Source organism: Bradyrhizobium sp. Ce-3 (assembly GCF_022835695.1).
Classification (GTDB): Bacteria; Pseudomonadota; Alphaproteobacteria; order Rhizobiales; family Xanthobacteraceae; genus Bradyrhizobium.
This window is the reverse complement of sequence record NZ_BQUV01000003.1, coordinates 662,240-675,990: the sequence shown is the minus strand read 5'-3', so window position 1 is coordinate 675,990 and position 13,751 is coordinate 662,240. Positions and strand designations below refer to the sequence as shown.

The 13,751-nt window shown below is 66.0% G+C and carries 10 protein-coding genes; 6 read left to right on the top strand and 4 right to left on the bottom strand.

Features of this window, described 5'->3' with window-relative positions:
* Positions 1-128: 128 nt before the first annotated feature.
* Complete coding sequence (locus BRSPCE3_RS14290; protein WP_244066444.1) at positions 129-605, top strand: Hsp20 family protein; 477 nt, start codon at positions 129-131, stop codon at positions 603-605.
* 179 nt (positions 606-784) lie between these two features.
* Here BRSPCE3_RS14290 and BRSPCE3_RS14285 read toward each other — a convergent pair whose 3' ends face one another.
* The gene (locus tag BRSPCE3_RS14285) at positions 785-1,528 is read right to left on the bottom strand and encodes a hypothetical protein (RefSeq protein ID WP_244066443.1); all 744 of its coding nucleotides are present in this window, start codon (positions 1,526-1,528) and stop codon (positions 785-787) included.
* A gap of 491 nt (positions 1,529-2,019) precedes the next feature.
* Here BRSPCE3_RS14285 and gltB point away from each other — a divergent pair, with 491 nt between their 5' ends.
* The 3 genes from gltB to BRSPCE3_RS14270 all read left to right on the top strand — a co-directional run bounded on the left by gltB (position 2,020) and on the right by BRSPCE3_RS14270 (position 9,262).
* Entirely contained in the window at positions 2,020-6,756 is a 4,737-nt protein-coding gene (gene gltB / locus BRSPCE3_RS14280; RefSeq protein WP_244066442.1) for a glutamate synthase large subunit, read from the top strand.
* A 138-nt stretch (positions 6,757-6,894) separates the two neighbouring features.
* The gene (locus tag BRSPCE3_RS14275) at positions 6,895-8,352 is read left to right on the top strand and encodes a glutamate synthase subunit beta (RefSeq protein WP_244066441.1); all 1,458 of its coding nucleotides are present in this window, start codon (positions 6,895-6,897) and stop codon (positions 8,350-8,352) included.
* A gap of 211 nt (positions 8,353-8,563) precedes the next feature.
* Entirely contained in the window at positions 8,564-9,262 is a 699-nt protein-coding gene (locus BRSPCE3_RS14270; protein ID WP_244066440.1) for a haloacid dehalogenase type II, read from the top strand.
* Between the two features lie 23 nt (positions 9,263-9,285).
* Here BRSPCE3_RS14270 and BRSPCE3_RS14265 read toward each other — a convergent pair whose 3' ends face one another.
* Positions 9,286-11,037 (bottom strand): outer membrane beta-barrel protein, encoded by a 1,752-nt coding sequence (locus tag BRSPCE3_RS14265; RefSeq protein WP_375709912.1) that lies wholly within the window; start codon positions 11,035-11,037, stop codon positions 9,286-9,288.
* A 186-nt stretch (positions 11,038-11,223) separates the two neighbouring features.
* On the opposite strand from BRSPCE3_RS14265, the gene BRSPCE3_RS14260 reads away from it, so the two are divergent.
* Positions 11,224-12,234, top strand: coding sequence for an SIS domain-containing protein (locus tag BRSPCE3_RS14260; RefSeq protein WP_244066439.1), 1,011 nt, complete (start codon positions 11,224-11,226; stop codon positions 12,232-12,234).
* Positions 12,235-12,301: 67 nt separating this feature from the next.
* On the opposite strand, the gene BRSPCE3_RS14255 is transcribed toward BRSPCE3_RS14260, so the two are convergent.
* Positions 12,302-12,841: a carboxymuconolactone decarboxylase family protein gene (locus BRSPCE3_RS14255; protein WP_244066438.1), complete on the bottom strand. Its 540-nt coding sequence runs from the start codon at positions 12,839-12,841 to the stop codon at positions 12,302-12,304.
* A gap of 104 nt (positions 12,842-12,945) precedes the next feature.
* Between BRSPCE3_RS14255 and BRSPCE3_RS14250 the strand changes: the two genes are divergently transcribed.
* The gene (locus tag BRSPCE3_RS14250) at positions 12,946-13,281 is read left to right on the top strand and encodes a helix-turn-helix domain-containing protein (RefSeq protein WP_244066437.1); all 336 of its coding nucleotides are present in this window, start codon (positions 12,946-12,948) and stop codon (positions 13,279-13,281) included.
* On the opposite strand, the gene BRSPCE3_RS14245 is transcribed toward BRSPCE3_RS14250, so the two are convergent.
* Entirely contained in the window at positions 13,278-13,724 is a 447-nt protein-coding gene (locus BRSPCE3_RS14245; RefSeq protein ID WP_244066436.1) for an NfeD family protein, read from the bottom strand. The two genes, BRSPCE3_RS14250 and BRSPCE3_RS14245, sit on opposite strands and share 4 nt — an antisense overlap.
* Positions 13,725-13,751 lie beyond the last annotated feature (27 nt).

Genomic DNA, 13,751 nt, shown 5'->3' with positions numbered 1-13,751 from the left:
CCTCCCATATCACTTCAGTGCAGGCCGCTACCAGTGTTTCGGGACCCCGAACATGAGGCTGCACACATCTAAGCCCGGCCCGATGGCGGGCGGGTAACTGAAACAGTCGCTCACTGGAGGACTATTCTATGCGTAGCTACGACCTCACTCCGTTTTACCGTTCCACCGTCGGCTTCGACCGCCTCTTCAACCTGCTCGATCAGGTGACCTCGGACGGCAGCCCCGGCTATCCCCCCTACAACATCGAGCGCACCGGCGAGAATGCTTACCGGATCAGCGTTGCGGTCTCCGGCTTCTCGCAGGCCGAGCTTTCGATCGTCGCGAAGGAGAACACGCTGACGATCAAGGGCGAGAAATCCGCCAATGAGAACTCCGGCAATGGCTCCGAAGTGCTCTACCGCGGCATCGCCTCCCGCGCCTTCGAGCGCGCCTTCCAGCTTGCCGACTTCGTGCAGGTGAAGAACGCTTCGCTCGAGAACGGCCTGCTCCACGTCGATCTCGTCCGCGAGATTCCCGAGGCCAAGAAGCCGCGCAGCATTCCGATCGGCGGCGCCGAGAGGGCTCCGCAGGTGGTTGACGGCTCGGCCGGCAAGGTCGCGGCCTAAGCGACACATCCGCGTCAGCAGATATTGGCTGAACGCGAAAACGCCCCGGGAAACCGGGGCGTTTTTTGTTGTCGACAGTTTGTAGCCCGGATGGAGCGCAGCGAAATCCGGGACGGTCCCGCCGCGGCGAAGGTCCCCGGATTGCGCTGCGCTCCATCCGGGCTACGCAGCGACCTTGTTCACTCCAACCCCTGCACCTTGGGCATTTCCTGGGTCGGCAGGATCGCCGGCGGGGGTACCGGTGGCGGAGCGGCCTGACCGACGGTCGGCACTTCCGCCCGCTGAACGGGCTGCTGCGCCGCCGGGGCTTGGGTCGCTTGGGCCTGGGTCGCTTGGGCTTCGGACGGTTTCGGTGCTGCGGCTGCCTGTTCGGCCGGCACGGGGGCCGCTGGAACCTGGGCCTTGGCCGCGAGCGGGCTCCGCTTCGGCACCGGCACGCGGTTCGCGACATGCGGGATCGGGGCCGGTGGCCGCGGCACCCTCGCCTGGATCGGCCGCAGCATCGGACCGACCGCTCCGTAGGTCGCGCTCATCTCCTCCTCGTAATTGTCGCCGAGCCGATAGGCAGGGGTGAAGCGGATGATGTGCCCGTCGCGGGCGTCGATCACCAGCCGGCCGTCGTCGCCGCCCTGGTCGATCACCGAGATCGTGTAGACGAAGCCGCGCTGCTGCGGCGCGCCGAGCGGCAGATAGCCGTTCTCGCGCAGCACTGTGTAGACCTCCACCGGCGGCAGCAGGCTCGGGACACGGCCGAAGCGCGGCGGCGGCGGAACCTCGGGCATGGCGGCGTAGGGCCCGTCCATGTCGGATACCCTGACCAGAAGCGGGCTGCCGATCCTGGCGGAGGTCGCCAGCTGGGCCTGGGCCGAGGCTACGCTGAGCGCGAGGGCGGCGGCTGCAACCGAACCTGTGAACAACTTCATCGCCGTAACTCCTGTCTGCCCCGCCCTGGAAGCGTTCCCGCTCTCTCTCGCTGGCTTGCCCAGGGGCAAAATTTCGGTTTTAAATTCGGCGGTCCTTGGTCCCTCCTTGGGCCAGATCACGGCGTGTTTGCTTCGAATCAGGGGCGCCGTGCCGCCGGCCGAGCCGCTCGATCCAAGCATGCGGGCGAGGACTTACTCGCGCTTGTGTGATAGACAAAAATTTGGCAAGGTCGGAGTTAGGACAGTAAGACTGTCTCAATTTCGAGGCCATCCCGGCACAGGGATTGCAACGAGACCCTCCGCAAGGAGGACCTCGGCGCCCCGGGCTCCGAGAATGCTGCAGGCAGGGCCGTCCCGCAGGGGACGTTGAAATGCCCGTCGTCTGAATTTAGGAAAATGCGGCTCGCGGCGGACGAGCGGTGGCCCGGTGGGTGCCGCAACGTCCAAGGTGCGCCAAATACGGTGGGGCCCTTACGCAAGGGAGAGGACACATGAGCGGGTCGGAATTCGAGCGCGAAAACATCGTGGCAGAAACGCTGTCGGCGACCGCGGACTCGAAAGCCGCCGAACCCGCGCGTGAGCTCCACACATGGCGTCCCGAGGCCGAAGGCCTGTTTGATCCGAGCCTGGAGAAGGACTCCTGCGGCGTCGGCTTCATCGCCAACATCAAGGGCCAGAAGTCGCACCAGATCGTCTCCGACGCGCTGAACATCCTGTGCAACCTGGAGCATCGCGGCGCCGTCGGCGCCGACCCGCGCGCCGGTGACGGCGCCGGCATCCTGGTGCAGATCCCGCACACCTTCTTCGCGCGCAAGACCTCCGAGCTCGGCTTCAAGCTGCCGCAGCCCGGCGAATACGCCATCGGCGCGCTGTTCATGCCGCGCGATGCCGCGTGGCGCAACGTGATCAAGAGCATCATCGCCGACGAGATCAAGAACGAGGGCTTCAAGCTGCTCGGCTGGCGCGATGTGCCCAGTGACAATTCCTCGCTCGGCGTCACCGTGAAGCCGACCGAGCCCTACCACATGCAGGTCTTCATCGGCCGCAACGGTGCGGCCAAGAACGAGGACGATTTCGAGCGCCGGCTCTACATCCTGCGCAAGTCGATCTCGCAGGCGATCTATCAGCGCCGCGACCGCGGCATGGCGGGCTACTATCCGTGCTCGCTGTCGTGCCGCACCGTGATCTACAAGGGCATGTTCCTCGCCGACCAGCTCGGCAAGTACTATCCCGACCTGCACGAAGCGGACTTCGACAGCGCGCTGGCGCTGGTGCATCAGCGCTTCTCGACCAACACCTTCCCGACCTGGTCGCTGGCGCATCCCTACCGGATGATCGCCCATAACGGCGAAATCAACACGCTGCGCGGCAACGTCAACTGGATGGCGGCGCGGCAGGCTTCCGTGCATTCGGAGCTCTACGGCAAGGACATCAGCCGGCTGTGGCCGATCTCCTATGAGGGCCAGAGCGACACCGCCTGCTTCGACAACGCGCTCGAATTCCTGGTGCAGGGCGGTTACTCGCTGCCGCATGCCGTGATGATGATGATTCCGGAAGCGTGGGCCGGCAATCCGCTGATGGATGAGCAGCGCCGCGCCTTCTACGAATATCACGCCGCGCTGATGGAGCCGTGGGACGGCCCGGCCGCGATCGCCTTCACCGACGGCCGCAAGATCGGCGCCACGCTCGACCGCAACGGCCTGCGCCCGGCGCGCTATCTCGTCACCAAGGACGACCGCATCGTGATGGCGTCCGAAATGGGCGTGCTGAAGATTCCGGAGGACCAGATCGTCACCAAGTGGCGGCTGCAGCCCGGCAAGATGCTGCTCGTCGACCTCGAGCAGGGCCGCCTGATTCCCGACGACGAGATCAAGGCCGACCTCGCCAAGAGCCATCCCTACAGCGACTGGCTGCATCGCACCCAGATCCAGCTTGAGGAGCTGCCGGACGCGCCGGCCAAGGGCGTGCGCTCCAACCTGCCGCTGCTCGACCGCCAGCAGGCGTTCGGCTACAGCCAGGAAGACATCGCGATCCTGATGACGCCGATGGCCGCCACCGGCGAGGAAGCCGCCGGCTCGATGGGCAACGACACGCCGATCTCGGCGCTGTCGGACAAGCCGAAGCAGCTGTTCACTTACTTCAAGCAGAACTTCGCCCAGGTGACGAACCCGCCGATCGACCCGATCCGCGAGGAAATCGTCATGAGCCTCGTCTCGATCATCGGGCCGCGGCCGAACCTGTTCGACCTGCAGGGCGTCGCCTCGACCAAGCGCCTCGAGGTGCGGCAGCCGATCCTGACCGACGCGGATCTGGAGAAGATCCGCTCGATCTCCGACGTCGCCGAGACCCACTTCAAGTCGCGCACGCTCGACACCACCTTCCACGCCGGGTTCGGCGCGGCGGGCATGGAGCAGGTGCTCGACGAGCTCTGTGCGCGCGCCGAGGGCGCGGTGCGCGAGGGCATCAACATCATCATCCTGTCGGACCGCATGACCGGCACCGACCGGATTCCGATCCCGTCGCTGCTCGCCTGCGCCGCCGTGCATCATCATTTGATCCGCACTGGGTTGCGCACCTCGGTCGGCCTCGTCGTGGAGTCAGGTGAGCCGCGCGAGGTGCATCACTTCGCCTGCCTCGCCGGCTACGGCGCCGAAGCGATCAACCCCTATCTCGCGTTCGAAACCATCCTCGCGATGAAGGACCGGCTGCCCGGCGCGCTCGACGACTACGAGATCGTCAAGCGCTACATCAAGTCGATCGGCAAGGGCCTGCTCAAGGTGATGTCCAAGATGGGCATCTCGACCTACCAGTCCTATTGCGGCGCGCAGATCTTCGACGCGGTCGGCCTCAAGGCGGATTTCGTCGCCAAGTATTTCGCCGGCACCCACACCCGGATCGAGGGCGTCGGCCTCGGCGAGATCGCCGAGGAGACCGTGCGGCGCCACACCGACGCGTTCGGTGACGGCCAGATCTACAAGACCGCGCTCGATGTCGGCGGCGAATATGCCTACCGCACCCGCGGCGAGGACCACGCCTGGACCGCGGAATCGGTCTCGACGCTGCAGCATGCCGTGCGCGGCAACTCGCTGGAGCGCTACCGGGCGTTCGCCAAGATCCTCAACGAGCAGTCCGAGCGTCTGCTGACGCTGCGCGGCCTGTTCCGGATCAAGAGCGCCGAGGACGACAAGCGCAAGCCGGTCAAGCTCGAGGACGTCGAGCCCGCCAAGGACATCGTCAAGCGGTTCTCGACCGGCGCGATGTCGTTCGGCTCGATCTCGCGCGAGGCGCACACCACGCTCGCGATCGCGATGAACCGGATCGGCGGCAAGTCGAACACCGGCGAAGGCGGCGAGGAATCCGACCGCTTCAAGCCGCTGCCCAACGGCGACAGCATGCGCTCGGCGATCAAGCAGGTCGCCTCGGGCCGGTTCGGCGTGACGACGGAATACCTCGTCAACTCCGACATGATGCAGATCAAGATGGCGCAGGGGGCCAAGCCCGGCGAGGGCGGCCAATTGCCCGGCCACAAGGTCGACGCGACGATCGCCCGCGTCCGGCATTCGACGCCCGGCGTCGGCCTGATCTCGCCGCCGCCGCATCATGACATCTACTCGATCGAAGACCTCGCCCAGCTGATCTACGACCTCAAGAACGTCAATCCTGACGGCCAGGTCTCAGTCAAGCTGGTGTCCGAGGTCGGCGTCGGCACGGTTGCAGCAGGCGTCGCCAAGGCGCGCGCCGACCATGTCACGATCGCGGGCTTCGAGGGCGGCACCGGTGCCTCGCCTTTGACCTCGATCAAGCATGCCGGCTCGCCGTGGGAGATCGGCCTTGCCGAAACCCATCAGACGCTGGTGCGCCAGCAGCTGCGCAGCCGCATCGCGGTCCAGGTCGACGGCGGTTTCCGCACCGGTCGTGACGTCGTGATCGGCGCGCTGCTCGGGGCCGACGAGTTCGGCTTCGCCACCGCGCCGCTGATCGCGGCGGGCTGCATCATGATGCGCAAGTGCCACCTCAACACCTGCCCGGTCGGCGTTGCGACCCAGGATCCGGTGCTGCGCAAGCGCTTCACCGGCCAGCCCGAGCACGTCATCAACTACTTCTTCTTCGTCGCCGAGGAAGTCCGCGAGATCATGGCGCAGCTCGGCTACAAGTCGTTCGACGAGATGGTCGGCCAGGTCCAGATGCTGGACCAGACCGCGCTGGTCTCGCACTGGAAGGCCAAGGGCCTCGATTTCTCCAAGCTGTTCGTGCGGCAGAAGGAAGAGAAGGGCCAGACGATCTATCACTCGGAGAGCCAGAACCATCATCTGGACGCCGTGCTCGACCGCCGGCTGATCGAGCAGGCGCAGTCCGCGCTCGATCGCGGCGCACCGGTCAGGATCGAGGAAGAGATCAACAACACCGACCGTTCCGCCGGCGCGATGCTGTCGGGCGCGGTGGCCAAGATCTACGGTCATGCCGGCCTGCCGCTGGACACCATCCATGTCGGCCTGAAGGGCACGGCGGGACAGGCGTTCGGCGCATGGCTCGCCAACGGCGTCACCTTCGAGCTCGAGGGTGAAGGCAACGACTACGTCGGCAAGGGCCTCTCCGGCGGCTGCATCATCGTCAAGCCGCCGAGGAACTCCGGCATCGTGCCGGAAGAGTCGATCATCGTCGGCAACACCGTGATGTACGGCGCGATCGCGGGCGAGTGCTACTTCCGCGGCATCGCCGGCGAGCGCTTCGCCGTGCGCAACTCCGGTGCGGTCGCGGTCGTCGAAGGCGCCGGCGATCATTGCTGCGAGTACATGACCGGCGGCATCGTGGTGGTGCTCGGCAAGACCGGGCGCAACTTCGCGGCCGGCATGTCCGGCGGCATCGCCTATGTGCTGGACGAGGCCGGCGACTTCAGCAAGCTCTGCAACCTGTCGATGGTCGAGCTGGAGCCCGTGCTGTCGGAAGAGATGATCAACGCCGACACCTACCATCACTCCGGCGATCTCGAGGCGCATGGCCGGGTCGACGTGTTCCAGAACCTGCTCGACTCCGACGTGGAGCGGCTGCACGTTCTGATCACGCGTCACGCCAAGCTGACCGGCTCGAGGAAGGCGGCGGAGATCCTCGCCAACTGGAAGGCCTGGCTGCCGAAATTCCGCAAGGTGATGCCGGTGGAGTACCGCCGCGCGCTGAAGGAAATGAAGGCCAACGCCGACGCCGAGCCGAAAATCGCGATCGGCGCGTAATATCACCGGGCGTGATTCCGGGGCGCGCGATGAGCGCGAGCCCGGAATCTCGCCAAACCACTTCGAGACCTCCGGGTCTGCGCCTCGCGGCGTAGCCCGGAATGACGGACAACTGAGATGCAGGGGCATCGGGTTTCAATGGGTAAGATCACAGGTTTTCTCGAGATCGAGCGGCATGACCGCAAGTACGAGCCGGTCGCCGATCGGCTCAAGAACTTCAGCGAGTTCGTCATTCCGCTGAGCGAGAAGGACACGCGCGACCAGGCCGCGCGCTGCATGAATTGCGGCATCCCCTATTGCCATGGCACCGGCTCGACCGCGCCGGGCACGCCGGGCTGCCCGGTCAACAACCAGATCCCCGATTTCAACGACCTCGTCTATCAGGGCAACTGGGAAGAGGCCTCGCGCAACCTGCACTCGACCAACAATTTCCCCGAATTCACCGGCCGGATCTGCCCGGCGCCGTGCGAGGCGTCCTGCACGCTCAACATCGACGACAACCCGGTCACCATCAAGACCATCGAATGCGCGATCGTCGACCGCGCCTGGGACAATGGCTGGCTGAAGCCGGAGATCGCAGCCTCGAAGACCGGCAAGAAGGTCGCCGTGATCGGCTCGGGCCCCGCCGGCATGGCCGCAGCCCAGCAGCTCGCGCGCGCCGGACACGAGGTGCATGTCTACGAGAAGTTCGCCAAGGCCGGCGGCCTGCTGCGCTATGGCATTCCCGACTTCAAGATGGAGAAGGACGTCATCGACCGCCGCGTGGCGCAGATGGAAGCCGAGGGTGTCACCTTCCACTACGGCAAGGCCGTCGGCGGCTCGACGCCGGGTGCGATCGATCCGCAGGAGCTCGCCAGGCAGTATGATGCGGTGGCGCTGACCGGCGGCGCGGAAGCCCCGCGCGACCTGCCGATCCCCGGCCGCGACCTCGCCGGCATCCACTTCGCGATGGACTTCCTGCCGCAGCAGAACCGCCGCGTCTCCGGCGAGCCGCTGAACGGCACCGCCGACATCCTCGCCGACGGCAAGCATGTCGTCGTGATCGGCGGCGGTGACACCGGATCGGACTGCATCGGCACCTCGTTCCGTCAGGGCGCCAAGTCGGTGACCCAGCTCGAGATCATGCCGGCGCCGCCCGAGCACGAGAACAAGGGCGTGACCTGGCCGAACTGGCCGCTGAAGATGCGGACCTCGTCGAGCCAGGCCGAAGGCGCGGTGCGCGAATTCGCCGTGCTGACGACCAAGTTCGAAGGCGCCGACGGCAAGGTCACAAAGCTGCATTGCGTCAAGGTCGACGACAAGTTCAAGCCGCTGCCCGGCACCGAGTTCACGCTCGACGCCGAGCTTGTGCTGCTGGCGATGGGCTTCGTCCATCCGGTGCATGAGGGCCTGCTCAAGACGCTCGGCGTCGAGCTCGACCAGCGCGGCAACGTGCGGGCCAGCCTGCAGGACTACCAGACCTCGCGGGCGAAGATCTTCTCCGCCGGCGACATGCGCCGTGGCCAGTCGCTGGTGGTCTGGGCGATCCGCGAAGGCCGCCAGTGCGCGCGCTCGATCGACAGCTTCCTGATGGGCAAGACCGACTTGCCGGGGTAAGCGCCCCGGCCGTTTCGGCAAACGATCTCCACAGCTGAACTGTCATCGCCCGCGAAAGCGGGCGATCCAGTATTCCAGAAGCGTCTGCTCGATATTCCGGCGCCACGGCTGATCGCCACCATTTGCATTCTTAATCAGGATCAGTGGCTCAATTCATTTCACCGCGCCCGTCACAGCTGTCAGGATCGCCGCATGGCGAGGAATTGAAACGATGCTGGCAGGACCGCGGCCGGAATGGCTGACCTTCGATTGCTACGGGACGCTGATCCAATGGGACGAAGGCCTGGCCGCTGCGGTTCGCAGCATCCTGTCCCGCAGCGGCGGATCGGCCGATCCGAATGAGCTGCTCGCGATCTACGACCGCCACGAGCATCGCCTGGAGCAGCAGCGCCCGCATATGTCATTCAGGGACGTCAGTGCCGAAGCGCTGCGCCTGACGATGGCGGAACTGGCGCTGCCCTTCGACGCCAGCCAGGCCGAGATTCTGATAACATCGATCAGCGCGATGCCGCCCTTTCCGGAGGTGGTCGGGACGCTGAGCCGCCTCAAGGCCGCCGGCTTCAAGCTTGCGATCATCTCCAACACCGATGATGCGATCATCGCCGGCAATGTCGCGCAACTCGGCGGCCACATCGATCGCGTCATCACCGCCGAGCAGGCCGAAGCCTACAAGCCGTCGCCACGGATCTTCCAACACGCCTGGAGCGCCATCGGCGTCGGCAAGGACCAGCTGCTGCACATCTGCGCCAGCCCGCATCTCGACCTCGCGGCCGCGCGCGAACTTGGGTTCAGGGCGATCTGGATCGATCGCGGCACCGGACGGCAGCCGTTGCCGGACTATGTGCCGAACGCGACGGCCGGCACGCTCGATCGGGTGCCCGAGCTGCTGCACGCGACCGGCTGGATGTGAGGCTGCAGGGGAAGCGAAATCAGCTAGTTCTGCACCCGCACGCCGAGCATCACCACCGTCGACGCCGAGCTCTGTCCCGCCAGGTTTGAATCCAGCCAGTCGCGGCGGATGGTGCCCTTGATCCAGAGGCTGCGCGTCATCTTGTAGATGATGTCGGTGGACACCGAGTAGACCGTGTCGTTGCGGTTGTCGCCCTTGTACTCGAGCGTGCCGTAGGTGAACTTGCCGATCGCGGTCAGCCAGCGGCGGAAGTCGTGGTCGACCTCGATGGTGTAGCTGCGCGACAGCACGCCGGAGGTGCCGGGCAGCGTGGTCTCGCCGAGCTGGGTGTCGGAATAGAATTTGGCCGTGGTCAGCGGCGTCGCGGTCCAGGTCAGCGAGGCCGTGGTGAGCAGGCCCTCGAGCCGGTTGAGCCGGGTGTCGGCGTAGTCGCGCATCGCATAGCCGATCGAGACCTCGCCGAACAACAGCCGCGTGAATTCGAACGACGTGCCGGCCTTGGCGTAGCCGCCCGAAGAATCGCGCGCGTAACCGGCGCGGTCGAGAAAGAGATCGTGGACGCGGCTGTCGCCCTGCACCTCGATGAACGGCTTCACCGCCGGATTGAGCTCGTAGCTGACCCGGCCGATGCCGCCATACGCGGTGAAGTTGCGGTCGTCGTTCGAGGACGAGGTGCCGTCGGTCAGCTTGGACCACTGATAATCGGTGCGGTCGACGGTGGCGCCGAGCGAGACCTGCATGCGGTTGAAATGCTGATCGATGCCGAAGGTGCCGCCGACCGTGGAGTACAGCGGATATTTGGCGAGGCCGGCCTGCACGTTCGGGCTGCCGGGATTGTCGGTCGAGACCAGCAGGCGGGCCTGCGCCGTGAGATGCGTGTCCCTGCTGACGTCGAGACGGCCGTCGATATGGCCGGTGAAATTCGGGCGGTCGACATCGAGCGGCGCCGACAGCGGCGTGCCGTCAATCGGCGTGAGCTGGGAGCCGTAGCCGGTGAACGAGCCGCGCAGATCGGCGACGACGGCGTGGCGCTCCCAGTCCGACATCGCGACGAATTCCGGCGCGACCATGTAGAATGCCTTGCCCTGCGGCGAATTCAGGCGGCCCGGATTGGTGTCGTAGCCCGCCATCACCTCGACCGCGGTCTTGACCATGAACGAGCCGGCGTAATCGCCGACCGCACCGAACGGATCGTCGTCGATCTTGAGCTGCTTGCGCGGCGGCTGGCCGACGATGGTGCCGGCCATCGCCGGCGGCAATGGCGGCTTGTTCGCGGTCGTCGACGGCGGGATCGACAGCCGCAACTGCCCGGCTGCGGTCAGCGGCGGCGGTGTCGGCACCGGCGAGCCCGGTCCCGGCGGCGGCTTCGGCTTGGCCTGGCCGGGATAATATTTCGGCTTCAGGCGCTTGCGGTTGAGCGAGTCATAGCCCGAGGTCGCGGCGCCGTTCGCAGCCGGCAGACCGTAAGTCGGGACCTGTCCGATGCGCTGTGTCGTCGATGTCGATGACGATGAGCGCCGGTCCCGGTCGACGTCGGGCAGCTTCAGGCCGTTGAGCGGATCCATCGCGTCGGCCGTCGTCCGGCGCAGCGGCGAGTCCTGCGTGATCACCTGGCTCTGCCGGTTCGGGCTGAACAGGTCGGGGGTCACGGTCTGGGCGCTCGCGAGCCCGGAAGTCGCAATCAGCGCAAGGTAAGTCAGCAAAGGGCATGGCAAAACCACGCGAATGAAGCATCCGCGCCGATTTGGGCCGCTTACTGGCCGCCGCCACACGATGGAAATACTCCAACGAATTCATGCACTTGACGTACGCATTCCACCGGGTGGCGGAAAACGTCCTTAATGGAGTTAAAACAATTATGGTTAATGAGCCGTTGAGGATCCGCCGCCGCGCGTCGCATCGCGGAATCGAACGTGCTAAGGGAGACGCCCGGGTGCAAAACCCCTCCCCTGGAATCCGAAATGGCCAAATCGAAACCGCTGATGACCAAATCATCCGGCCCCGATGACGGCGCCGTTCAATCGGCGCTCCGCACTCTCGATGCCGAAGCCAGCGGCGTCGCTGCGCTGTCCGCGGCATTGAAGTCCGACCTCGGCGCGTCGTTCACGGCGGCGGCCGCGCTGATCCGCAACGCCAAGGGACGGCTGATCGTCACCGGGCTCGGCAAGTCCGGCCATATCGGCCGCAAGATCGCCGCGACCTTCGCCTCGACCGGCACGCCGGCGTTCTTCGTGCACACCGCCGAAGCGAGCCACGGCGATCTCGGCATGATCACCGCCGACGACGCGATCCTGGCGCTGTCCTGGTCCGGCGAGCAGCCGGAGATGCGCAACCTGATCGCCTATGCGGCGCGCTTCAGCATCCCGCTGATCGCGATGACCGCCGACAAGGATTCGACGCTGAGCAAGGCCGCCGACGTGCAGCTGACGCTGCCGAAGGCCCGCGAGGCCTGCCCGCACAATCTGGCGCCGACCACCTCCTCGCTGATGATGCTGGCGCTCGGCGATGCGCTGGCGATCGCGCTGCTCGAAGGCCGCGGCTTCACCTCGACCGATTTCAGCGTGCTGCATCCAGGCGGCAAGCTCGGCGCGCTGCTGAAATATGCCCGCGACCTGATGCACAGCGGCGACGCGCTGCCGCTGAAGCCGCTCGGCACCAAGATGTCGGACGCGCTGGTCGAGATGACCTCGAAGGGCTTCGGCTGCGTCGGCATCGTCGATCGCCACGGCCATCTCGCCGGCATCGTCACCGACGGCGATTTGCGCCGGCAGCTGACGCGCGCCGACCTGCTGACGCTGTCGGTCGACGAGGTCATGACCAAAACCCCGAAGACGATCGGCCGCGACACGCTGGCCGGCGAAGCGCTGGAGCTGCTCAACGCCTCGAAGATCACGACGCTGATCGTGACCGACGCGAAGAAGCCGGTCGGCATCATCCATCTGCACGATCTGCTGCGCGCCGGCGTGGCGTAATTGTCATTCCCCGATGCGCAATTGCGCATCTGAGGGCGACGCGAAGCGGCGAGCCCCGGAATGACGACTACCTTGGAAACCGCGCCGCGGTTTCCTCCAGCGGCAGGGCCAGCGCGTTGGCGAGGTAGGAGACGGTGCGGTAGAAGCCGCACAGCAGGATGATCTCCAGGATCTGATCCTCATCATAATGCGACGACAGCGCGGCGAATTCTTCCTCGCTCAGCGTCGCCCGGGCATGCAGCGCGTCGACCGCCGCGAGCATCGCCCGTTCGGCCGGTGACCAGCAATCGGCATCGGCCGCACCGCGCACGGTGGCGCGGACCTGCTCGTCAGACAGCCTGGCGGCGGCGCCGAACGCCGTGACGTGGACGCCCCATTCATATTCGCAAGCGTTGAGCGCGCAGGTGCGGTCGATCACGATCTCCCGCTCCCGCAGGGGCAGCGGCCCGCGGTCCAGCAGGCCGCCGCCGCGAAACTTCTCCCAGGCGCGCGGATGGCCGGCCATCATGCGGAACAGCACCAGCGGCGGCTTGCCGCGCATGATGCGGTCGAAATGCTGTTGAACGTCCGCCGCATAGGGCGGATCGAGCGGCGCGATGCGTGACATGGGCTGATCCCATTGCTACATTTAATGTAGCGTGAAGCTACAATATCTGTAGCGGATGACGCAAGCGAGATTCGCGCAAGCGAGATTCGAGAGGGATTCGCGACATGGCGAAGCAGGTTCCGACCGCAAAACCCGGTGTCCGCGGCTCGCGGACCGGCCGCCCGATCATGGCCTTGCTCGATCTGTTGGGACGGCGCTGGACCTTGCGCATCGTCTGGGAGCTGCGCGAGGGCGCGCTGACCTCGCGCGCGCTGCGCACCGCCTGCGACGAGGCCTCACCGACCATCCTGCAGACGCGATTGACCGAGCTGCGCGAGGCGGGGTTTGTCGAGCTGACGGATGAGGGCTACAGCCTCACCACGCTCGGGAGAGAGCTGTTTGCGACCTTCACGCCGCTCAACCGCTTCGCCGAGCGCTGGAGTAAACAGAGCAACGGCTAGATTGCCGCCACCGTCAGGCTCGCGCCGTCGGCGCGGACCACTTTCACCCGGCTGCCGGCCGGCGCATCGGGGCCGGCGACGCGCCAGACCGTGTCGTCGATCCGCACCGTGCCCGAGCCGTCGATGATCGGCTTCTCCAAGGTGAACTCGCGGCCGATCAGGGCCTCGTTGCGGCGGTTGAGGAACGGATTGGTCTTGCTCGCCTCGGTCGCGCCGCGGGCGAAATGCCGCCACGCCGGTATCGCCAGCGCGGCGAACACCGCGAACATCAAAAGCTGCGTCTGCCAGGACGGCGTGAAGACGAACGACAGCAGCCCGACCAGGAGCGCCGCGAGCCCGAGCCAGAACAGGAACACCCCGGGCGCCGCGAGCTCCAGCGCCATCAGGATGAAGCCGAAGATCAGCCAGTTCCAGGTACCCAATGTCGAAAACATCTCGGCCATGACGTGACCTCTCACATTGCGGGCGCG

What these genes read in the sequence shown, in the direction of transcription:
- BRSPCE3_RS14290 (WP_244066444.1), top strand. Translation starts at nt 129, where the DNA reads ATGCGTAGCTACGACCTCACTCCGTTTTACCGTTCCACCGTCGGCTTC.
- BRSPCE3_RS14285 (WP_244066443.1), bottom strand. Translation starts at nt 1,528, where the DNA reads ATGAAGTTGTTCACAGGTTCGGTTGCAGCCGCCGCCCTCGCGCTCAGC.
- gltB (WP_244066442.1), top strand. Translation starts at nt 2,020, where the DNA reads ATGAGCGGGTCGGAATTCGAGCGCGAAAACATCGTGGCAGAAACGCTG.
- BRSPCE3_RS14275 (WP_244066441.1), top strand. Translation starts at nt 6,895, where the DNA reads ATGGGTAAGATCACAGGTTTTCTCGAGATCGAGCGGCATGACCGCAAG.
- BRSPCE3_RS14270 (WP_244066440.1), top strand. Translation starts at nt 8,564, where the DNA reads ATGCTGGCAGGACCGCGGCCGGAATGGCTGACCTTCGATTGCTACGGG.
- BRSPCE3_RS14260 (WP_244066439.1), top strand. Translation starts at nt 11,224, where the DNA reads ATGGCCAAATCGAAACCGCTGATGACCAAATCATCCGGCCCCGATGAC.
- BRSPCE3_RS14255 (WP_244066438.1), bottom strand. Translation starts at nt 12,841, where the DNA reads ATGTCACGCATCGCGCCGCTCGATCCGCCCTATGCGGCGGACGTTCAA.
- BRSPCE3_RS14250 (WP_244066437.1), top strand. Translation starts at nt 12,946, where the DNA reads ATGGCGAAGCAGGTTCCGACCGCAAAACCCGGTGTCCGCGGCTCGCGG.
- BRSPCE3_RS14245 (WP_244066436.1), bottom strand. Translation starts at nt 13,724, where the DNA reads ATGGCCGAGATGTTTTCGACATTGGGTACCTGGAACTGGCTGATCTTC.